Here is a 21,522-nt window from a genome sequence, read left to right on the forward strand (position 1 = left end):
CTAGCATCGGCAGGAGCTTCTGCTTGCCCGGCGCTTGGGCCGGGTTGTGGCAAACTCGGCAGCGGACAATTCGCGATCGCCATTGCTATCCGCCTTGTCAAAACGCGTTGCTGTGGCCACCGCCCATTCTTCGAATGTCAGCAAATTGTTGCCGTCCTTGTCGAGCTTGCGGAACGCATTGGTCCGCGTTGACAGCATTTCGTTGCGCGTGATCCGCAAATCGCGATTGCGATCATAGCGAAAGAAGCGGCGCTGTTCGCGCGAAAGTTCGGTCGCTTCTGGCGGAGTTGGCCCGCGCAGATCGCCAACATCAGATGTGGGGATTTCCGGCTCGCTTGGCATGGCCTGTGTCGGGGCGGGATCGGGTGGCGGCGCGGCTTCTTCGACTTGCGCCCTGCCCTGCCACCAAAACAAACCGATCCCGGCCAAAAGTAATGCCGATACCCCTCCAAGCAAAATTCGGTTCATTGCGTTACCTCTCTTTCAAGAGGCAACAATAAATCAGCGTCCGAAAATTCCAAGCCGGATAACAACCAGCAAATCCGCGCGCGTTGAAGCCAAACTGCGCCCACTATTGTCCAATGCGCGATCGCCAAGCGTTTTGAGTATTGTCAAAGACCGCAAAGCTCGTGGCAATTTCATCCGATGCGGAGCATTTTCTTCTGACTGATCGAGTACGAATTGGCGTTCCTCCGCATCGCTGAGGCGTGCTGCCAAATCGGCCCAGCCCCATCGCCGGCCTGCGGCAAGCGCCGCTTCCTCATATCGGGAAAAAGCGCTCAATCTTGCCGTAGCAGCAAAACAAGCCGCGCGGCCTTCGACAAACTGGCCGGCAGCGGATTCGGGCAAAGGCGGTTCCGCCAGCAATCCCTCCCAACCATCGACCAAGCCGGTCAAAGCCTGCTCCTCTCCCTGCCAATATTGGCCAATCGCATCGAGGATGGGGTCGCCCTTGGGCCTGTCCGCAACCGGTTTAGCCAGTTGGTCGCGCCACCAGGCGATGCGCATCTGTGTCAGGATCGGTTCCTTTGCCTGGCTGACAAATTCGCCAAGGCGGGAATCGAGGGCGAGGAATGGTTCCAGGATCGGCCGCACCGCGCCGCCCGCATGCGCGAGCGCGAGCTTTTGCGGCAAAGGAAGATCGGAGTCGGCCATCCAGACCGACTGACCGAAAGCTCAACCAATCACAAGTAGCTTATGAGGATGGAGTCGCGCAGCTGGAGTCGCCGCTGGCAGTTCCGGTAAGACCCGGAGTGAGATTGCGGTCATCGCGGATGATGAACGCTGCTTCTTTGCGCAGGATACGGTCGCCCGACCCAAACGGATTTTCAAACAGCGCTTCGTAGCGATATTCGATTTCGACAAACATCACTGCTTCACCGTCTCTTGCGGTGATCGGATTGGCGCCAGAGCCCATGCTGTTTATGCGCGGGCCGTTGATGCCGTTTTTGTCAGTATCGTTGCCGTAGTCAGATTGTGCATCGCGATCACCACGGCAGCGCTGCCACGCAATGAATTGCCTGTCGGTGAAACCATCATATTCGAGGCTGCTCAGAATAATCCGGCCGTTTTCCTGAAGACCGATGCTTTGTCCGTCGCGAATGGCACCGGACAACACTGCATCTACGTTGTCCTCGGTAATCGTCGGCGCAACTGCCGCATTGTCGGTCTGCCCGAGCCGCGACGCGTTATCAGCCAGTGACAAAGCGATCTGGCTGACAGTCATGTTGACCGTCGCCATTCGGGCGATTTCAGTGCCGAACAGCCCGAGAGTGAGCAGCACCGGCAGAACCAATGCGAACTCCACAATCGAAATGCCCGATTGATTGTCGGACAGGGCGCGTTTCAGCCCGGCCATTCTGGAAAGGGACAGCTTCTTAGGCATTAGTCACAGATCCCCGCATCAGAGCCATAATTTGCCTGGTCGGCAAAAGGCTGGTTCTTCTTCACTGCTGAAGAGGTGATTTTTCGAGCTCTCGCACCGCCTGGCAGGAAGGGATTGGGAAACAGCGGGTCATAGGTCACGGTAACGGTGTAAATTACAACGTCGCCCGCGCCGCCATTGCCGGACACACCAATGTCCGAATCCCAGTTGCCATTGCCGTTCTCGTCGACATAGGCTTCGCCATCATTGCAGCTGCCATCGTCGTTTTCGTCGTTCCATGATTCCGGGCGCTCGACATCTTCAAAGTCAAAATAGCTAACCCGGCTCGACGTTACCGTCGCGTCAGGCGCAACTGTGCGAATGATCGAGGTCACCGCCGCATCCGCGGTAGTCGTATTCCCGGTTTCCAGCGAGGAATCGCGCGCAGCATCCTGCGTCGCACCGCGGAGAATCGCATTGGCGTAGGCAAGCTGGCCCAAATCAAACAGGCCGAGCAACAGCGTCATGAAGACGGTCACCATCAGCCCGAATTCCATCACGGTGGTCCCGCGCTGGTCCTTCGACAGGTTGGTCAGCAGCCCGCGAAGGCCGGTATTGGCAGTACGAATAGTCATTATTGAACCACCCGCAATTCGCCGACGTCCTTGGCGATTTCCTGGAAAGCAGAGTTCAGCTGCGATGCGCTGGCCGCAGGGAACGCGCTGTCAGCCGAAGCGCAGGATTCGAGATTGGTCGTCAATGCCGAGGCGAAAGCGATAACCCAAACGCGAATACCTTTGGCTTTAGCAGCTTCGCAGACGGCCAGGAACCTTGCCGAATGGCGATCATTGTTGTTGCTGCTGCCGTCATCGGTCACGCGACGATCGTGCCATTCCACACCCCACGCGGTTTGCGAACCGGTGTTGGTCGACATCTGACCGTCCGTCATGAAGATGATGTGGCGCGCCACCGCACCGCCATTTGCAGCGGATGACAACACGTTGGACTGGAAGATACCATCTGGCGACGAAAGCCGTGCGCCCCAGATCATCCCGATATCGTGATAGGTTGAACCCTGAGGATCGAGCGAGTCCGCATAGGCATCAAATTCGGATTCCGACATCACTGTCAAAAGCTGCGCCGCTACAGGGCACGCCTCTGAGGTCTTGTCACCATAGTCACTCGAATTTGCGCTGGAGTAGTAGCGGTTCGAAGAGCTGGTGGTCCGGTAATAGGAAATCTCCGGCCACAGCGGACGCCACTTCCTTCCCGCACTGCCGTTCGGTTCGGTGTCAATGTCCAGATCGTATGCAGCTTGTGGCGTAATTCCGTTGACGCTTGAGTAGCTGAACGTGTCTTGCGCCACCGTGTCGCGTTCCTGGATGCACCCTGCCCAGGTTGACGATTGCGCGGCACCATCTGTTCCTGTTGGCGTCGTTACTGCCGAGAAGGTTTTGTAGGTGCTGGTGTCATATGTGACAGGTGTATAGTTCCACTTGTCGAACACAGTCGTGCTGGTTGTCGTGGTGATCGGATCTTCGGTAGCAATCGAATTTTGATCGTAGCTGCGTTCCTGGGTCCGATAGATGATGTAGTATCTGTTGCTGCGGTACCGGTAGCACGCATAATCGGTGCGGCGCTGTTCTTGCGACGTGGTGGTCGTCGTTACGCGCTGACCGGCACTGTTAATTTCCTGCGACGTGCTCGTGTTGGAGCCGCCGTGGTTCGCCCAGGAGGTATCGTTGGGCTTGTCGTCTTCGCAATCGTCGCTGTCGCGGTAGCGGACACCATCATAGTAATACCAAGAGCCAGAACTGGTATCTGTGTACCCTTCGCTGCTGGTGTAAACTGGGGGTTCCCACCCGGTCGTGGTGGTCGTTTCCTCGACGTCGTAGACCGGCTCTCTTGATTGATAGGTCCAGCTATCAACAATGTAGCTTGGGTCTTCGTCATAAAGCAGCTGGCCGACATTTACCGACTGGCTGTAAGGTACAAAGCCATAGCGAACGCGCGAATTGCCGCCGGACTGGGCCGCGGCGACAGTATCGTAGAAATCTTTCATCGCTGCGCGCAGATAGGTGATCCGGCGCAAGGAATCGTCCGAAGTGGTCGAACCTCCAATGGTCCAATCCATCGAACCCGTGGTGTCGAGCACCATCATCACATCGCTGTTGCCGACAGACATCGAGGCAGAGCAATTAACGGACAGGTTAAACTGGCTAAATCCGAACAACCGCATAACCATGGTGCTGAGCTGCGTCGTTGCGGTTGCTTCTACGCTGTTCCCGCCATCGGGCGTGGTCGGTGTGAAAGTCGTGGCGGTTGTGCCTTCGGTGGTCTGGTCGAAATTGGTGTCAAAATACCGGTCGGCCTGCGCTTTGGCCTGAGTATCAAAACCGTCATCATCAACCGCACGGCGCCCCGCCAGCACGCCCGCATCGCAGGCGTTCTGCAGGCGGTTCTGTACCATATAGGCGCGCGAAACATCGACGCCGCCGCCAACCATGCCGGCCATCGCAATCATACCGATTGCAGCCATAGGCATAATGTTGCCGCGCTGATCGTTCAGAAAACGCAGTAATCCCCTGCAGGAATTCGATCCGTTTTGATGCGCCATTGAGATTTCGCCCCGTTTCATGAGCCGTCGGGATTAGTGGCAACGCATTAACAAAATATAAAATCGGAAACGGAACGGTAATCACCTGATTTTGTTGAGGTGTTGTTAACCACGCGCATTTACCGCGCCATCATCTCCTGCCGCTAATCCGCAGCGCATGTTGGAGAAAAGTGACCCTTTCGAAAACGCATCAGGTTTTCTCACCCGGCTGGCCAAAGACCCGTCGGGCAATACCCTTGCGTTGCTCGCAGCGGCGATCCTTCCCTTGCTGGGATTGGTCGGCAGCGGGATCGATATGGGCCGCGCCTATCTGGCCTCTAGCCGGCTGCAAGCAGCATGCGACGCGGGCGTTCTGGCCGCGCGCAAACAATTGGGCACCGAAGCGGCGGTAACCGGCAACATCCCGAGCGATGTTGCAGCTCAGGGGCAGAAATTCTTCAATCTTAACTTCCGGTCCGGGAATTACGGTTCCGAGAACCGCAAATTCACGATGACGCTGGAGGAAGATTACGCGATCACCGGCAATGCCGAGGTCGAGGTTCCGACCAGCATCATGACCGTTTTCGGCTTTGATCGGGTTCCGGTATCGGTCGATTGTCAAGCGCTGCTCAGCGTTCGCCAGCTTGATGTGATGATGGTGCTCGATGTCACCGGATCGATGCGTCACACCAATGATGGTGACTCCCAGTCGCGGATTGAAAGCCTAAAGGCCGTTGTCCGGAACTTCCACGCGCAATTGGAAAGCGCCAAGTCACCAGAGAGCGAAATTCGCTATGGCTTTGTTCCCTACGCGACGAATGTGAATGTCGGCCATCTGCTTGAAAATGACTGGGTCGTCAGTGATTGGACCTATCAATCCAGGGTAGTGGACAGCACCGAGACTGTATCCTCTCCCAGTACCACCTATGGAAATTGGCAGTATGTCAGCGGCCTGAGAACACCGTGGGTCACAATAAATGAATACGACGCGACATTCACGCCTAGTGAAGGCGACACCGAAGGATCGTGGAGCTGCGGCAATCCTCTTCCACCGAACACTTGGACTTACCAAGACCAACTTGTTTCTACAGAGACAGTGACCAATCCGGATGGCAGCGAGACGGTGACCGAAACCTATCGCCGGACCCATAATGGCACGCGGTATCATCAGTATCGGAGCGGCGAAAACTGCATCGTACAGTCGTCTACTGATACAAACTATATTCAAACCTATGACCGGGTCACATCCGACAACCAGTATGAGCGAAACACATACGAGTATCGCCCGGTTTCTTTCGACGTCAGCAACTGGCGCAATGACTTTGAAGGCTGCATCGAAGAGCGCAAGACCACCGAAATTACCGATTACACCAATGTCGATCTTACGCAGAATCTCGATCTGGACCTCGACACTGTCCCGACGCCTGGTGACACCGATACGCAGTGGCGCCCGGCCAATCCCGGCGTAATCTACGCGCGCTCATTCTATAATTCGGGCAGCGGCTCGTTCACCAAAGAACCAGTCGTCACGACATCGACATTTGCAGCGACAGGAACATGGTGGTTTTCCGATTGCCCAGCCAGAGCACAGAAGCTGCAACCGATGGATGCAGAGGCATTGGATGCCTATCTGTCCACCCTCGCCCCCTATGGCGCGACCTATCACGATATCGGGATGATCTGGGGCGGACGCCTCATCTCGCCCACCGGTCTCTATGCAGCCGAGAATACTGATACCGACGGTTCGGACCGTGCCCGCCATCTGATCTTCCTTACCGACGGTCAGACAGAACCGTTCGATCTGGCCTATGGCGCCTATGGCATTGAAGGACTCGACGAACGCCGCTGGAACCCATCCTCTGCCTTGACGCTGGCCGAAACGATCGAGGCGCGTTTCAGCGTAGCATGTGCCGAAGTGAAAAAGCGCAATGTGACCGTCTGGGTCATCGCGTTCGGCACGCATTTGAACGATGCGATGCTGCAATGTGCGGGCAATGGTCAATATTTCGAGGCCAGCAGCGCGGAAGAGCTCAACAAGGCTTTCACCTCGATCGCGAAGTCGATCGGTGATTTGAGGATATCACAATGATCGCGCGCGCTTTTCAAACTTTGCGGCGTGACGAGCAGGGTGTTTCCATCCTCGAATTTGCGCTGATCGCGCCGGTTCTGCTCACGATGATCCTCGGCTTGTTCGACTTGTCTTACAATATGTATGCGAACTCGATGCTCCACGGCGCGGTGCAACAGGCAGCGCGCGAATCCACGCTGGAAGGTGCGAGCGAACAGGGCGTAGATAGCGCGGTCACAGATGCTGTGCACGACGTGGTTCCGCACGCGACCCTGACATTCGACCGCAAGGCTTACGCCAGCTTCACCGCCGTTGCTCAGGAAGAAGCCTTCACCGATGTCAACGAAGACGGCACTTGTAACGAGGGCGAGCCGTTCGAAGATGCCAATGGCAACGGCATTTGGGACCGCGATCAGGGTGAAGCGGGTATGGGCGGCGCGCGCGATGCGGTGCTTTACAACGTCACCATTTCCTACCCCCGCGCCTTCCCCATCGCGCCTTTCATCGGAATATCGCCATTCCAGCAAACCACAGCGACAACGGTTTTGCGCAACCAGCCATTCGACGATCCCAAAGACCGTTCGGCAATCGGGAACTGCCCATAATGGCTATGCGCAAACTTCTCTCGCGGCTGGCCTCCAGCAAACATGCCGTTGCCATGACCGAATTCGCGATGGCAACACCGCTGGTATTGACGGCCGGACTGTGGGGCCTCGAAACCGGCAATCTCGCAATTACCCATTTGCGGGTGAATCAGGTGACGATGCAGATCGCCGATAATGCCTCGCGCATTGGCGACACTTCCACCCTGTCCAACCAGAAAATCTACGAACACGATATCAATGACCTGCTGCGCGGGTCGGATATTCAGGCGGGCGAACAGCTATCGCTGTATGAATATGGCCGTGTGATCATCAGCAGCCTGCAAGTCGAACCGGGCAGCGACAACGACCAGCAATATATCGCATGGCAGCGCTGCAAAGGCAGAATGCAGGTCGGTTCAAGCTATGGCGTGCAAGACACCGGGAAAGGCGATCCCAGCTTCGTTGGCATGGGCCCTCCGGGTGAAGAAGTCGCGGCCATGCCCGATGATGCGGTGATGTTCGTCGAGCTGCATTATTACTATCAACCGATCGTGACCGACGCCTTCATCTCTGACCGCATCATCAAATCGCGCGCCGCATTTCAGGTCCGCGCCAATCGGGACTTGTCGGAGATCTATCAGCGCGACGATTCCGATCCAGATGAAATCGCGCGCTGCGATGTCTATGATTCCTACAAGGAAATCCCGCCAGAGCATCACAATACCGGCGGCTGGGACTGGATCTTCAGCGACAATCCGGATGTAGGCACAACCAGCTCGAGCACGTCTTCGACCAGCACGGGCGGTTCCACTGGCAACAATGGCTCAAGCGGAAACAACAACGGCTCGAGTGGCAACAACAACGGGTCTAGCGGTAACAACAACGGCTCGAGCGGGAACAATAATGGCTCGAGTGGCAACAACAACGGCTCGAGTGGCAACAACAACGGGTCTAGCGGTAACAACAACGGCTCGAGCGGGAACAACAACGGTTCTAGCGGCAACAACAACAGTTCGAGCGGGAACAACAGCTCCAGTGGCGGCGGAGGAGTCGACGATACGGTTTGTACGTTGCTGCCGTTCCTATGCTAAAACGATAGTGCAGCCAGACACCGGCTCGCTATTCGCAAGCAAGCACGCCGGTCTCGCATCGATTTAGTCCTGGACGTAGCAGACCTTCTTCACCGTCTCGACAATCCGCGCGGTGTCAATCAGAGCCAGCTTCTCGAGATTTGCCGCATAGGGCAGCGGCACATCTTCGTTGCACACGCGCATGACCGGTGCATCGAGGTGGTCAAAGCCTTCTTCCATACAAATTGCGGTAATCTCCGACGCAATCGAGCAGACCGGCCAGCCCTCTTCCGCGATCACCAGACGATTGGTCTTGGCGAGACTTTCGAGCACTGCCTGTTTGTCGAGCGGACGCAGGGTGCGCAAATCGATGACTTCCGCGTCGATCCCCTCACCCGCAAGTTCCTCTGCCGCTTCCAGCGCAAGGCCGACACCGATCGAATAGCTGACGATCGTCACGTCTGACCCTTCGCGCATGATCCGCGCTTTGCCGATGGGCAGAACGTGGTCATCCAGTTCGGGCAATTCGAAGCTGCGACCGTAAACCAGCTCGTTCTCCAGGAATACCACCGGATCTTCGCACCGAATTGCCGCCTTCATCAGGCCCTTGGCATCCGATGAATCGTAGGGCGCAATAACTACCAGACCGGGAACGCTGGCATACCACGGTCCGTAATTCTGGCTGTGCTGCGCGCCCACACGGCTCGCGGCGCCATTGGGCCCGCGGAAAACCACCGGACAACGCATCTGGCCGCCCGACATGTAGTTGGTCTTCGCAGCCGAGTTGATGATGTGGTCAATCGCCTGCATCGCGAAGTTGAAAGTCATGAATTCAACCACAGGACGCAGACCGCCCATCGCCGCCCCTGCCCCGATCCCGGCAAAGCCATATTCGGTAATCGGCGTATCGATCACCCGCTTGGGGCCAAACTCATCAAGTAAGCCCTGCGTCACCTTATAGGCGCCCTGATACTCGGCGACTTCTTCGCCCATAACAAACACGCGTTCATCGCGGCGCATTTCTTCGGCCATACCATCGCGCAATGCTTCGCGAACGGTGACGGTTGCCATATTGGTGCCGTGCGGGATTTCCGGATCCTGTTTTGGCTTCGCTTTGACCGGCTTGGTAATCTCGGCCTTGCTGGGCTCTTGCCCGACATCCTCGCCCTCCCCCTTATCAGCGGGTGTGGCTTCGGGAGATGGCGCAGGCGCAGCATCGCTGCCCTCGCCTTCGAGCATTGCAATCACGGTGCCGACCGCGACGTTCTCGGTCCCTTCTTCGACCATGATCTTGCCAACCACGCCATCGTCGATGGCTTCAAATTCCATCGTGGCTTTGTCGGTTTCGATCTCGGCGATAATATCGCCCGGCGCAATTTCGTCGCCTTCCTTGACCAGCCATCTGGCCAGCGTGCCTTCTTCCATGGTGGGTGAAAGAGCGGGCATTTTGAGTTCGATTGCCATGATCAATACTCCTCCACCAGAACATCGGTGTAGAGTTCGCTCGGTTCGGGTTCGGGCGAGTTTTCGGCAAAATCGGCAGACTCGGCTACCCGCGCGCGGATTGCCTTGTCGATCGCTTTCAAATCCTCTTCGGTCTTTCCGCGCTCCAGCAGCACTTTCTTGATGCCTTCGATCGGATCATGGTGATCGCGTTTTTCCTGCACCTCCTCGCGCGTCCGGTATTTCGCCGGGTCGGACATCGAGTGGCCGCGATAGCGATAGGTGTTGAGTTCCATCAGAACCGGGCCCTTGCCGCTGCGCACATGCTCAAACGCCACTTCGGCAGCATTGCGAACTTCCAGCACATCCATGCCGTTCACATCCATGCCGGGAATGCGGAATGCCGTTCCGCGCCGGTAAAATTCGGTTTCGGCCGAGCTGCGCTTGACCGCAGTTCCCATCGCGTAGCCGTTGTTTTCGATCACAAAGACAATCGGCAGCTTCCACAAGGCCGCCATGTTGAACGTCTCGTAGACTTGCCCCTGGTTCGCCGCGCCATCGCCGAAATATGCAAGGCAGATACCGCCATCGTCATTATACTGATGCGCCAGCGCCAGTCCGCCGCCAAGCGCAACTTGCGCGCCCACGATGCCGTGCCCGCCATAGAATTTATGCTCGGTCGAGAACATGTGCATCGAGCCGCCCTTGCCTTTCGAAATACCGGCTTGGCGGCCAGTCAATTCCGCCATGATGACATTGGGATCGATACCGTATGCGAGCATATGGCCATGATCGCGGTAACCGGTGATCACGCTGTCTTTGTCGTTGTCGAGCGCGCTTTGCAGGCCGATCGCGACCGCTTCCTGCCCGATATAGAGGTGACAGAAACCGCCAATCAGGCCCAGCCCATATAGCTGGCCGGCCTTTTCCTCGAACCGGCGGATCAGCAGCATCTGCTCGTAGAAAGTCAGCAGCTCTTCGTCGCTGGCATCATAGCGGGGCGACTTCTCATGCGCGTCCTGCAGACTGTGCAAAGCAAAGTCATCGTCAGGCGCTGCATCCTTGGCCGCGGCTTTCTTCTTCGCGGCAGGTTTCTTTGCCGGTGTCTTCTTGCTTGTGGTCTTTTTCGCAGTGGGTTTGCGGGTCCGGGCGGGTTTTGCCAAAACGGATATTCCTCAACTGATCTGGGGCCTGGGGAGGCAGGATGCGCGTTGCGCTCTAATGGCTCAGCTATAGCCGCATCGCCGCATCGGGCGCAACGCCTGCAACGCCCGTGAATACGAAATCTCTGTAGGTTTTGGCGGGGTTGGCGCTATGCTTCAGTCCTGCGTTGGCAGGATCAAGACCACTTCATCAGGGTGCAGAACGTTGAGGTCGCTGCGCAACTTTTCGCTGACCAAATCGGGATCGGCGCTATTGGGATCGAGCAGTCCGACGCGGTTCTTCAGAATATCGCGTTCCTCGGTCAGCGCGGCAATTTGCGCATGGCGCTGATCGCGCAGCTGCAGATTTTCATTCCACGCCAGAAGTCCGCTTGGGCCAGCGATCGCAAGCCCCAGAAGCAACAGAAGCAAGGCAAGCGCCAGCCCCTGTGTCATCTGCTCTTTCGGCAGCGCAATCTTGTGTCCCTGAGACGTCATAATTCCCTTAGAATCACAGTTGATTCGCCGATTCAAGCATTAATTTCAATTATCTGGTCGAGGGGAGCAAATTCTGCGTCCAGACGCGTGCCCTACTCGGCCAGCTTGACCTCTACATCGAAAGTGGTTACATATGAAACTATATTGAGATGGAGTGAATAATGACAGAGCTTTTTGAAAATCCTGCCGGACTAGACGGATTTGAATTCGTTGAATTTTGTGCCCCGGAAAAGGGTCAGCTCGAACCCGTTTTCGAAGCAATGGGTTTCACTTTGGTCGCCAAACATCGCAGCAAAGATGTCGATCTTTGGCGTCAGGGCGGTATCAATCTGATCGCCAATTACGAGCCCCGCTCCGCCGCATGGTTCTTTGCCCGCGAACACGGCCCAAGCGCATGCGGAATGGCGTTTCGCGTCAAAGACGCAGTCAAAGCCTATGATCATTTGATCGCGCAAGGCGCGGAACCGGTCGCCAACGATCCGGGCCCGATGGAACTGCGCATTCCGGCCATTCGCGGCATCGGCGGCGCCATCCTATATCTGGTTGACCGCTATGCCGATGAAGATGGCAATGGCCTGTCGATTTATGACATCGATTTTGAATATCTGCCGGGTGTCGAGAAGCACCCCGTCGGCGCCGGCTTCAACATCATCGATCACCTCACTCACAATGTTTACAATGGCCGCATGTCCTATTGGGCGGACTATTACGAAAGCCTGTTCAATTTCCGCGAGATCCGCTTCTTCGACATCAAGGGCGAATATACCGGCCTGACATCGAAAGCGCTCACCGCGCCTGACGGCAAAATCCGCATCCCGCTGAACGAAGAAGGCGAAGGCGGCAAAGGCCAGATCGAAGAATTCTTGCGCGAATTTAATGGCGAAGGCATCCAGCACATTGCCCTGATCTGCGATGATCTGGTCGCCTGCTGGGACCGTCTCAAAGAATTCGGCGTTCCCTTCATGACCGCCCCGCCGGAAACCTACTACGAAATGCTTGACGAGCGTCTGCCCGGTCACGGCGAAGATGTTGATGCGCTGAAGATGCGCGGCATCCTGATGGACGGAACGACGGAAGGCGGACAGCCGCGTTTGCTGCTGCAGATATTTGCCGAGGCACAGGTCGGCCCTGTGTTTTTCGAATTTATCCAGCGCAAAGGCGATGAAGGATTTGGCGAAGGCAATTTCAAAGCGCTGTTCGAAAGCATGGAGCGCGACCAGATCAATCGCGGCGCGTTGAAAGTCGATCAAGTAGAGCCAGCGGAATGAGCAAGTCGTCACACCCGATCAAACTGGGCGGCGTTCATCACGCTGCCTATCGCTGCAAAGACGCCAAAGAGACCGTCGAATGGTACCAGCGTGTGATGGGCATGGAATACACATCGGCGTTCTCGGAAGATCATGTCCCCTCAACGGGCGAGTATGATCCCTACATGCATGTGTTTCTCGACGCCGGGAACAACAACATCCTCGCCTTTTTCGAACTGCCCAATCAACCCGAAATGGGCCGCGACGAAAACACACCGGCATGGGTGCAGCATCTGGCCTTTCGGGTCGCATCGGAAGAAGAATTGCTGGCGGCCAAAGCGCATGTCGAAAGCCTGGGCATCGATGTGTTGGGCCCGACCCATCACGGCATTTTCAAATCGATCTACTTCTTTGACCCCAACGGTCACCGCGTAGAGCTCGCTGCCGATATCGGCACGAACGAACAATATGCGGAATTGAAGAAAGTCGCGATGCCAATGCTCGACGAGTGGAGCGAGACCAAGAAGGCCCCTCGCCACGCAGACTGGCTCCACGAAATCGCTCGCCAGGAACACGGCAACAGCTGACCGGTTTTTCCCGTTCGAATTCAAACTTGAGATTTGCAACCCGTATTGTTAACGTTCACAAAAAGTCGCCTGTAGAGGCCGAACGCAGAACACGAACGGGAAGTTGGATCACATGTTTGGGAACTGGAATACCGCCGTTGCTCTCGCAGCTGCGCTCTCAATCTTCGGTTTAGGCCAACCGGCACACGCACAAAAAAGCATGTCAGCCGAGCTTCGTGCGCTCGATGCACAGCTGCCAGGCACGTTGATTAATGACCCCAGCGTGATCGACTGGGAAGTCTATGGCGATATAGCAGACGAACCGGTCCGCGACGCTTCAATCCCGGGTGGTGGCGCAGCTCTGCGTGTCGAAGTAAAGACTGCGTCGGAGTTTATTTACACCGCCGGAATCAAGCTCCCGCTGACCAAAAAGGCGGAAACCGGCAAAGACATAACGATCGGATTCTACGCCCGAACGGTCACGGCACGAACGCCGGATGGTAATGGGGTTGTGCGTGTTCGCTTCCAAAAAGACGAAGCCCCCTTCCCCGGCTTCGGCGAAGAAACGCTATCGATCGGTAAGGATTGGGATTGGTACGAAGTCACCGCCGATGTCGAACAGACATTGCGCACCAAGGATGGCATCGCGGTTATCCAGTTTGGCCGAACCAAACAAACGCTGGAATTCGGACAGGTGATTATTGTCAAAGGCGCCAAAGCGATTGCAGCCGCACCAGCGCCAACTTCCACCGCTCCAAAGCCCGCGCCGTCTGCAACGCTTCCGGCCTCGCTTCAAGGTGCGGGGACATTGATCAATGACCCGTCCAAAGCGAACTGGCATTTCGAAGGGCCGGCGGGTGAATTCAATGCGCTCGACGATGTCGCGATTTTCGGGACACAGGCGACACGGCTTACTGTTACCAAAGCGAATAGCAAACCGCATGACCTGTTCGCAGCAATTCCGCTGACCGGCGCGATTGCTGAAGGCGATGAGCTGCTGATCGCGATTGCCGCGCGCAGCGCAGCCGATAATGGTTCCGCTGCCCCAGCACAGTTTGCAATCCGGATCGAAGAAGCAAAGCCTCCCTATGACGGCTTTTCCGACAACCAGATTGCTCTCAACGGGAAATGGCGCCTTATCCGCGTGAACACCAAGGCGCCGCGGGCACTGGCCGCCGGAGAAGGTCAGCTTGCGCTGCATTTTGGTGGCGCGCTCAAGACAGTTGATATCGGCCCGGTGTATATATTGAAATCCAACTAGGCCCGGCGCGAGATTGCGGTTCATTTTACAGCTTGCGGAACCAACTGGCCGATTTGCCGTTGGTTACCGAAATAGGGGATTCCATGCAGGCCGAAACAGTTCCGCAAACGACTAACGAACTCGATAAAACTCTCAACACCTTCGCCACTCTGCAAGACCAGCTTGTAGAAATGGGCGAAAGTCTTGTCCGCGCATTGCCCAATATGGCGATTGCGCTCGCGATTCTGCTGGTGACTTGGATAGTCGCCAAGTTCGCCATTCGCATCGCAGATCGCATCACCGGCAAGACGGAAATGCGGCCAAGCCTCAAGAACCTGATCGACACGCTTGTAAAGCTGGCAATCTGGATTTTCGGATTGATGATCGCGCTTACGGTGGTCATGCCCGGGCTTACCCCTGCCAGCTTGATCGCCGGCCTCGGCATCGGCGCAGTCGCAATCGGTTTCGCGTTTCAGGACATTTTCGAGAACTTCCTTGCGGGCGTGCTGATCATGCTGCGCGAAAAAATGCGGATCGGCGATGTGATCGAATGCGATGGCATCACCGGCAAGGTCGAACATATTACCTTGCGCGAGACCTATGTGCGCAAATTGTCCGGCGAAGTGACGCTGGTCCCCAATTCCATGCTGTTCAAGAACCCGGTTGAAATCCTGACCGACGAGATTGAACGCCGCCATGAAATACTTGCGGGCGTGTCCTACGACACCGATCTCGATCAGGCAGCCGATGTGATCCTGAAAGCGGTCGAATCCGTTGACGGTGTGCTGACCAAAAAGGGGATCGATGTTTTCGCATGCGAATTCAATTCCAGCTCGGTCGATTTCAGAGTCCGCTGGTGGGCAGGATCAAAGCCGCGCGACATGCATGAAAGCCGCGACAAGGTGATCCGTGCAATCAAGCGCGCACTGGATGATGCAGGCATCGAAATTCCATTCCCATATGTGACGCACACCTTTAAGGAAGCGGTCCCATTGGGTAGCGAGAGCTAAGCAATCGCCGCCCATCCCGCTCCAGGAAGGCCCCATGCCAGAAACCAAACAATCTGGCGCCTTCCTGAGCCGGGCGACTGAATTTTCGCTTGCAGCCATTGGCGGGGTGATGGTCGCCAATGCCTATTACATCCATCCGATAATTTCCGAAGTCGCCGCCGATTTCGGCGTCAATGCGGCGACCATTGGCTTGGTCCCCGCTCTCAACCAGATCGCGCTTGCGGTTGGGATCTTCTTGCTGCTTCCTCTCGGTGACCGCTTCAGCAACCGGCAATTGGCGATCCTGTTCGGCATCGGGCAGACCGTTTCGCTCGGGCTCATGGTTTTCGCGACATCGTTTGAAGGCTTTTTGGCCGGTTCGACGATCCTCGGTTTCTTCACAATCGCACCCTATTTGCTGCCCGCTTACGCATCAAAGCGCGTCAATCCGGACCGTTTGGGCGCGGTCACGGCGACGCTGACGCTCGGTACGATATTCGGAATTCTGGCTGCGCGTGTTGGTGCTGGGGTTATTGCCCAATATTACGACTGGCACCTCGTTTACGTCCTTGCGGCCATTTTGATGGCGGTCACCACCCTGTCGCTTCCCTTCATTCTGGAAGGGCGCAAAGGCGCGCAGGACGATCAACCCAAACAGAGCTATTTCGCGCTGGTTGGCTCGCTTTTCTCGCTCCTCAAAGAGCATCCGCAGGTCATCATATCGGGCATCATCCAGGCGCTGAATTTCGGCATATTCCTGGCGGTTTGGCTTGGTCTCGCGCTCCATTTGACCAGCGCGGAAATGGGATACGGGGTCGACATAGTCGGCTATCTCGCGGTCTTTGCGATCGTCGCGATGTTTGTCACTCCAAAGCTCGGCGCGCTTGCCGACCGGATTGGCGCAGAGCAAGCGCGCTTCAGAATCTCACTGGTGCAAATGGCCGGAATTGCGCTGCTCTATCCCTTGGGCGGCAGTCTCTGGCTGCTCATCATCCCGATAATCTGCATGAACACTGTCGGCCCCGGGATCGATGTTACGGGCCGTATGACAACGCTTTCGCTCGCGCCAGAGGCGCGCACGCGGCTCATGACGGGGTATATCATGCTGATGTTCATGGGCGCCGGGATTGCAAGCTGGGCGGGCACTGCCGCCTACGAAGTGGCCGGATGGGCCGGAAACGCGGCTTTGGCGTTTGCGATGTCTGTTTGCCTGGTTGGTCTGTCGTGGCGTCAAGCGGTCAAGGCACGCGCCAGAACTTCATGACAATGTAGTGAGTGGTGCGCCCGACAGGATTCGAACCTGTGGCCCCCAGATTAGGAATCTGATGCTCTATCCGACTGAGCTACGGGCGCCGCCGCCCTCGCCTCTAAGGCCGCTTATCGCGCGATGCAATCAGTTCAGATCGTCTGGCGGGGCAACGGGGAACGGCAGAGGCGATACGGCAATACCTTCATCGAGCAAGTCCTTCGCCTCTTCGAGCGTCGCCTCACCATGGATGGTTTCCTTGTCGTCCTCTCCATAATGGATCGCGCGTGACTTCTCGGCGAAGTCCTTCCCGACCCACTTGCTGTCTTTCAGCGCTTCGGCCTGTACCTGGGCAAGTTTCTTCATCGCCTCTTTGACTTTGGGAGGGAGCGGGCCGTTGGTAATCGGAGCCTTCCGTTCCGGCTTGTCGATTTCGGCTTGGACAACTTTGCCCGCGCGGCTGTTCGATTTGGCGGAAACTGCCGGTGCCATCGGCGCTTTCGTAACCTCAACCGATCCGCATTGCGGGCACGAAACCAGCCCGCGCTCTTTCTGCGTTGCAAAATCATCAGACGAACCGAACCACCCTTCGAAGCGGTGGCCGTGATCACAAGAGAGGTCGAATACTATCATTGGTTTGGTGATCTAGGGATATCGCGCCGATTGGCAAGGCTGGGTATTTGCGCCCTCACCTCTTCGATCCGACCCAGATCGATATCGCAGAATGCCAATCCGGCTTCGTCCCCGCCCATATCGAGCAGCACTTCACCCCATGGATCGACCACCAGAGAATGCCCGTAGGTTTCGCGCCCGTCCGCATGTTGGCCTACCTGAGCGGCGGCGACAACAAAGGCGCTGGCTTCTATCGCACGGGCACGCAGCATCACATGCCAATGCGCCTTGCCGGTGGGAACGGTGAAAGCTGCGGGAACCGCGATGACATCGCATTTGCGCTTGCCCAACTCTTCGAACAGTGCGGGGAAGCGCATATCGTAGCAGACCGACAAGCCGATCCTGCCCACCGGTGTGTTCTCAACCGTAACAACCTCGGTTCCCGGCCTATAGGCACCGCTTTCACGCCATGTTTCGCCGGTCGAAAGCTCGACATCGAACATATGTATCTTGTCGTAAGTCACCGGATCAACCGGCCCCGGGCAGTTGCGATCAAAATACATCGATCTGTTGGCATAGCGGTCACCATCACCAGGCACCGCCATCGATCCAAGTGCGATATCGATATCGAAACGCTTCGCGCAATGCGTCAGCTGTTCCTGCAACTCCGCAACGAGCTCCGGATTAATTAATCCGGCTGCGCGCTTCCTGTCGCGATCGAGCAACATCGACATTTCGGGAGTAAACAGCACTTTCGCACCCGCAGCCGCCGCCTTTTCCGCAGCCCCTTCTATCGCGGCAAGATTTTCCTGCGGGTCGATGCCCGAAGTCATTTGCAAGATGGCGATGCGGGTCAATGTCGCGGCTTACCCGGCAAGCAGCGCGTCGAGTTTGCCTTCGCGTTCCAGCGCGGCAAGATCATCCGACCCGCCAATATGCACGTCACCGATAAAGATTTGCGGGACTGTCCGCGCAGCGGGCGCCCGTTCAAGCATCCGCGCCTTATCCGGTCCGCCCATCGAAATGTCGAATTCGTTGAACTCGACACCTTTGCTGGTCAAAAGCTGCTTTGCCCGGTGGCAAAAACCGCATGTAAATTTGGTGTAAATATCGACGGTGGGAGCGCTCATTGCCGTGTCCTCAAATTGGTCCAGATTGCTTTCGCGGAAAGAACTTGAAAGCGATTTTCCTGCTTCCTAGATAGTATTTGCTCCCGGTGCCACAATGGGTCGGGGCAGTAATCGGCACGGTGCCGCATATTGCGGGCTTTGCCATGTCAAATTGCTCAATGAGGATTTGTAATATGTCACGTTTTGATTTTACCCCCTATCGCCGTAGCACCGTTGGTTTCGACCGTCTGTTCGACTTGCTCGAAAACCAGTCGCGCAACAGCGGCGGTGAAAATTACCCCCCTTTCAATATCGAGCGCCGCGGTGAAGACAATTACCGGATCACGCTGGCCGTCGCCGGTTTCAAACCGGCGGATATCGATATAACCGCGCAGCAAAACCTGCTGACCGTGCAAGGCAAGAAGCGCGAAGAACCCTCGCCAGACAGCGATATGCTGCATCTCGGCATTGCCAATCGCGGGTTCGAACGCCGCTTTGAACTGGCCGATTTTGTGCTGGTCGAGAATGCCGGGCTCGAAGACGGGCTGCTGACGATCGATCTGGTGCGCGAAGTGCCCGACGCGATGAAGCCGAAAAAGATCGCGGTAAACGGCCAACCCTCGCTCGAAGTCGTGAAGAACGACGACGATTCAGCCGACGCGGCCTAAGCTAAACTCTTTGATTTGGAATTGGCCCGGGGCAGATTGCTGGCCCGGGCCTTTTTCTTGGACTGCCTAAATGGAATTGGGGTAGATCCGAAGACCTACCCCAGCGGCGCATAACGCCGCCCTGTCCGGATTTGATCGTTCGGGTCGCAAAAGACGAACATATCCGAGACAAGCCAGAAAACTTGTGAACTCTCCAGGCGCGCGAAATGACCCAAATCGCCAGGGCGAAGTTGCTAGCCCTTGCTAGAAAACGCCCCAAAGATAAAGGGCGATGCGCGGCGCTGTTCCAAATGTAGACTTGGCAACGCCCCCTGATTCACACGGGACTTGCCTGCTTTCAGAAAAAAGCGCGCCGTAACCCTTTGATTCTTCGGGGCCGAGAGGCGAGCTCGCTAAACGAGGCGCGATTGCCGGAGGGCGGCTGAAATAAACCCGTCAAACAGCGGATGAGGTTCAAATGGCCGCGATTTCAGCTCGGGATGGAACTGGACACCGACAAACCAGGGGTGGTCCGGCCTTTCAACGGTTTCCGGCAGCAGCCCGTCGGGAGACATACCCGCGAACATCAACCCGGTTCCTTCCATAGCCTCACGATAAGCGCCGTTGACTTCATAACGGTGACGATGCCGTTCGGATATTTGCGTCGCGCCGCCATAGATCGTGCTGATATGGCTGTTCGCGGCGAGCTTCGCATCATAGGCGCCAAGCCGCATGGTTCCGCCAAGATCGCCGCCGGCCTCGCGTTCTTGCAATCCCTCTTCAGACATCCATTCGGTAATGATCCCGACAACCGGTTCATCGGTGTCGCCAAATTCGGTTGAGGATGCACTTTCATGGCCGGCAAGCCGCGCTGCTTCCACGCAGGCCATTTGCATGCCCAGGCAGATGCCGAAGAATGGAACATTGCGTTCACGCGCAAAGCGGACGCTGGCGATCTTGCCTTCGGATCCGCGTTCCCCAAAGCCGCCGGGCACAAGAATGCCGTGCAAAGGCTCTAGCTGGGCGGCAATATCCGCATCGTCCTGCTCGAATACCTCCGCATCGATCCACTCGATGTTGACTTTCACCCGGTTGGCAAGGCCGCCGTGTACCAGCGCTTCGTTGAGCGATTTATAGGCGTCTTGCAGGCCGACATATTTGCCGACCACGCCGATTGTCACTTCGCCTTCGGGGTTGAAATAGCGGTCGGTAACATCATCCCAGCGCGAAAGGTCGGGCTTGGGCGCATCGGTAATTCCAAATCCGCGCAACACTTCGCTGTCGAGGCCAGCCTCGTGATATTGGAGCGGCACCGAATAGATTGACGGCGCATCCAGCGCTGGAATGACCGATTCCGGGCGCACATTGCAGAACTGGGCGATCTTCCTGCGTTCACCATCGGGAATTTCGTGTTCGCTGCGGCACAGAAGCACGTCGGGCTTGATGCCCAGTGCTGCCAGTTCTCTTACCGAGTGCTGGGTCGGCTTGGTTTTGAGCTCGCCTGCCGCGGCGATGTAGGGAACCAGCGTGACATGCACGCTGAGCGTCTGGAACGGTTCCAGTTCGTTTCTGAGCTGCCTGATCGCCTCCATAAAGGGCAGCGATTCGATGTCGCCAACGGTGCCGCCGATTTCGCACAGCACGAAATCGAGATCGTCGGTATCAGCAAGCGCGAAGGCCTTAATCTCATCGGTAACATGCGGGATCACCTGCACCGTCGCGCCGAGGTAGTCTCCGCGCCGTTCGCGAGCGATAATGTCCTGATAGACGCGGCCGCTGGTCACATTGTCGCTTTGCCGCGCCGAAACGCCGGTAAAACGTTCGTAGTGGCCAAGATCGAGATCGGTCTCTGCCCCGTCATCGGTGACGTAAACCTCGCCGTGCTGATACGGGCTCATCGTGCCCGGATCGACGTTGAGATAGGGATCGAATTTGCGAATCCGAACCTTGTAGCCGCGCGCCTGCAGCAACGCTGCCAGACTTGCTGCCATGAGACCTTTGCCGAGCGAGGAGACCACGCCGCCGGTGATAAAAATGTACCGCGCCATGGGAGTTGGGCCTTAAGGCTCAAATGTGAGTCGGGGCAAGCACAATGGTGCGGCGAATTGCCGCAATCCACAACTTGTCATGATTTATTCTGCTTTGCTTAGCCTGCGACGTCCGCCAGCGGATCATCGGATGGCGCTTCTGCGGGCGCTTCAGTCGCGGGTGCAGCATCTGCAGGCGATCCGGTGATCGGATCAGCTGGTGCGCCTGCGCCGCGCTCGACAGTCGATGTAATCGCGCTCGATCCGGTTTCCTTCACCGCTACGGCTGCAAGAGCAATCGACAGGGCGACAAAGCAAATCGCCAGCCATTTGGTTGATCGTGAAAGAAAATCAGCCGCGCCGCGCGCGCTCATCATGCCATTCGGGCTGCCGCCAATACCCAATCCGCCGCCTTCCGAACGCTGCATCAAAATGGTGATGACCAACGCCGCAGCGACAAGCAATTGCACGACAGTGAGAAACAGAAAGAGAGACATAGTCAGATTACTCTAAATTACCTGAGCTGCATGTAGGGGCGCGATTGGCCGAGGGCAAGCCACCCGGAGCGCACCGC

At 56.8% G+C, this 21,522-nt stretch carries 22 protein-coding genes and 1 tRNA gene; 9 read left to right on the forward strand and 14 right to left on the reverse strand.

The genetic code is table 11. The features are described 5' to 3' along the window. The 5 genes from GRI41_RS05630 to GRI41_RS05650 are packed head-to-tail and all read right to left on the reverse strand — an operon-like array spanning position 1 to position 4,409. A complete protein-coding gene (locus GRI41_RS05630; protein ID WP_160603767.1) occupies positions 1-468 on the reverse strand; it encodes an EF-hand domain-containing protein in 468 nt (155 codons plus the stop codon). A gap of 33 nt (positions 469-501) precedes the next feature. After that, positions 502-1,155 (reverse strand): hypothetical protein, encoded by a 654-nt coding sequence (locus GRI41_RS05635; RefSeq protein ID WP_160603768.1) that lies wholly within the window; start codon positions 1,153-1,155, stop codon positions 502-504. A gap of 40 nt (positions 1,156-1,195) precedes the next feature. Next, on the reverse strand, positions 1,196-1,858 hold the full coding sequence (locus GRI41_RS05640; RefSeq protein WP_160603769.1) for a TadE/TadG family type IV pilus assembly protein: 663 nt from the start codon (positions 1,856-1,858) through the stop codon (positions 1,196-1,198). A gap of 26 nt (positions 1,859-1,884) precedes the next feature. Next, complete coding sequence (locus GRI41_RS05645) at positions 1,885-2,499, reverse strand: TadE/TadG family type IV pilus assembly protein (protein ID WP_160603770.1); 615 nt, start codon at positions 2,497-2,499, stop codon at positions 1,885-1,887. Further along, a complete protein-coding gene (locus GRI41_RS05650) occupies positions 2,499-4,409 on the reverse strand; it encodes a pilus assembly protein TadG-related protein (RefSeq protein ID WP_235901058.1) in 1,911 nt (636 codons plus the stop codon). The genes GRI41_RS05645 and GRI41_RS05650 overlap by 1 nt, the downstream gene beginning before the upstream one ends. Positions 4,410-4,638: 229 nt before the next feature. Here GRI41_RS05650 and GRI41_RS05655 point away from each other — a divergent pair, with 229 nt between their 5' ends. The 3 genes from GRI41_RS05655 to GRI41_RS05665 are packed head-to-tail and all read left to right on the forward strand — an operon-like array spanning position 4,639 to position 8,203. Further along, the gene (locus GRI41_RS05655) at positions 4,639-6,549 is read left to right on the forward strand and encodes a Tad domain-containing protein (RefSeq protein WP_160603772.1); all 1,911 of its coding nucleotides are present in this window, start codon (positions 4,639-4,641) and stop codon (positions 6,547-6,549) included. Continuing rightward, the gene (locus GRI41_RS05660) at positions 6,546-7,133 is read left to right on the forward strand and encodes a TadE/TadG family type IV pilus assembly protein (protein WP_160603773.1); all 588 of its coding nucleotides are present in this window, start codon (positions 6,546-6,548) and stop codon (positions 7,131-7,133) included. Before GRI41_RS05655 ends, GRI41_RS05660 begins: the two co-directional genes overlap by 4 nt. Next, positions 7,133-8,203 carry a hypothetical protein gene (locus tag GRI41_RS05665; RefSeq protein ID WP_160603774.1) on the forward strand — a complete coding sequence of 357 codons (1,071 nt, stop codon included), beginning with the start codon at positions 7,133-7,135 and terminating at the stop codon, positions 8,201-8,203. Before GRI41_RS05660 ends, GRI41_RS05665 begins: the two co-directional genes overlap by 1 nt. Positions 8,204-8,266: 63 nt before the next feature. On the opposite strand, the gene GRI41_RS05670 is transcribed toward GRI41_RS05665, so the two are convergent. The 3 genes from GRI41_RS05670 to GRI41_RS05680 all read right to left on the reverse strand — a co-directional run bounded on the left by GRI41_RS05670 (position 8,267) and on the right by GRI41_RS05680 (position 11,265). Then, positions 8,267-9,646 (reverse strand): pyruvate dehydrogenase complex E1 component subunit beta, encoded by a 1,380-nt coding sequence (locus GRI41_RS05670; protein ID WP_160603775.1) that lies wholly within the window; start codon positions 9,644-9,646, stop codon positions 8,267-8,269. Positions 9,647-9,648: 2 nt separating this feature from the next. Continuing rightward, positions 9,649-10,788, reverse strand: coding sequence for a pyruvate dehydrogenase (acetyl-transferring) E1 component subunit alpha (gene pdhA, locus GRI41_RS05675; RefSeq protein WP_160603776.1), 1,140 nt, complete (start codon positions 10,786-10,788; stop codon positions 9,649-9,651). A gap of 156 nt (positions 10,789-10,944) precedes the next feature. Continuing rightward, entirely contained in the window at positions 10,945-11,265 is a 321-nt protein-coding gene (locus tag GRI41_RS05680; protein ID WP_235901059.1) for an FtsB family cell division protein, read from the reverse strand. Positions 11,266-11,426: 161 nt separating this feature from the next. On the opposite strand from GRI41_RS05680, the gene hppD reads away from it, so the two are divergent. The 5 genes from hppD to GRI41_RS05705 all read left to right on the forward strand — a co-directional run bounded on the left by hppD (position 11,427) and on the right by GRI41_RS05705 (position 16,571). After that, positions 11,427-12,533, forward strand: coding sequence for a 4-hydroxyphenylpyruvate dioxygenase (gene hppD / locus GRI41_RS05685; protein WP_160603777.1), 1,107 nt, complete (start codon positions 11,427-11,429; stop codon positions 12,531-12,533). Beyond that, positions 12,530-13,099 carry a VOC family protein gene (locus tag GRI41_RS05690; protein ID WP_160603778.1) on the forward strand — a complete coding sequence of 190 codons (570 nt, stop codon included), beginning with the start codon at positions 12,530-12,532 and terminating at the stop codon, positions 13,097-13,099. Before hppD ends, GRI41_RS05690 begins: the two co-directional genes overlap by 4 nt. A gap of 199 nt (positions 13,100-13,298) precedes the next feature. Further along, positions 13,299-14,339 carry a hypothetical protein gene (locus GRI41_RS05695; RefSeq protein WP_160603779.1) on the forward strand — a complete coding sequence of 347 codons (1,041 nt, stop codon included), beginning with the start codon at positions 13,299-13,301 and terminating at the stop codon, positions 14,337-14,339. An 83-nt stretch (positions 14,340-14,422) separates the two neighbouring features. Beyond that, positions 14,423-15,328 (forward strand): mechanosensitive ion channel family protein, encoded by a 906-nt coding sequence (locus GRI41_RS05700; RefSeq protein ID WP_160603780.1) that lies wholly within the window; start codon positions 14,423-14,425, stop codon positions 15,326-15,328. Between the two features lie 34 nt (positions 15,329-15,362). After that, positions 15,363-16,571 (forward strand): MFS transporter, encoded by a 1,209-nt coding sequence (locus GRI41_RS05705; protein ID WP_160603781.1) that lies wholly within the window; start codon positions 15,363-15,365, stop codon positions 16,569-16,571. 12 nt (positions 16,572-16,583) lie between these two features. Here GRI41_RS05705 and GRI41_RS05710 read toward each other — a convergent pair. The 4 genes from GRI41_RS05710 to grxC form a co-directional block, all read right to left on the reverse strand. After that, positions 16,584-16,660: transfer RNA gene (locus tag GRI41_RS05710), tRNA-Arg, on the reverse strand. Between the two features lie 40 nt (positions 16,661-16,700). Continuing rightward, positions 16,701-17,186, reverse strand: coding sequence for a DUF1178 family protein (locus GRI41_RS05715; protein WP_160603782.1), 486 nt, complete (start codon positions 17,184-17,186; stop codon positions 16,701-16,703). Beyond that, a complete protein-coding gene (locus GRI41_RS05720) occupies positions 17,183-18,022 on the reverse strand; it encodes a carbon-nitrogen hydrolase family protein (protein WP_160603783.1) in 840 nt (279 codons plus the stop codon). Before GRI41_RS05720 ends, GRI41_RS05715 begins: the two co-directional genes overlap by 4 nt. 9 nt (positions 18,023-18,031) lie before the next feature. Beyond that, entirely contained in the window at positions 18,032-18,295 is a 264-nt protein-coding gene (grxC, locus tag GRI41_RS05725; protein WP_160603784.1) for a glutaredoxin 3, read from the reverse strand. A 173-nt stretch (positions 18,296-18,468) separates the two neighbouring features. On the opposite strand from grxC, the gene GRI41_RS05730 reads away from it, so the two are divergent. Continuing rightward, positions 18,469-18,942, forward strand: a complete 474-nt coding sequence (locus GRI41_RS05730) for an Hsp20 family protein (RefSeq protein ID WP_160603785.1) — start codon at positions 18,469-18,471, stop codon at positions 18,940-18,942. 392 nt (positions 18,943-19,334) lie between these two features. Here the strand turns inward: GRI41_RS05730 and GRI41_RS05735 are convergent, their stop codons facing one another. Together GRI41_RS05735 and secG are read right to left on the reverse strand one after the other, a co-directional pair. Beyond that, positions 19,335-20,969, reverse strand: coding sequence for a CTP synthase (locus tag GRI41_RS05735; protein WP_160603786.1), 1,635 nt, complete (start codon positions 20,967-20,969; stop codon positions 19,335-19,337). 98 nt (positions 20,970-21,067) lie between these two features. After that, positions 21,068-21,445 (reverse strand): preprotein translocase subunit SecG, encoded by a 378-nt coding sequence (gene secG, locus GRI41_RS05740; RefSeq protein ID WP_160603787.1) that lies wholly within the window; start codon positions 21,443-21,445, stop codon positions 21,068-21,070. Between the last annotated feature and the right edge of the window lie 77 nt (positions 21,446-21,522).

It is taken from the genome of Pontixanthobacter aquaemixtae (genome assembly GCF_009827395.1).
GTDB lineage: Bacteria > Pseudomonadota > Alphaproteobacteria > Sphingomonadales > Sphingomonadaceae > Pontixanthobacter > Pontixanthobacter aquaemixtae.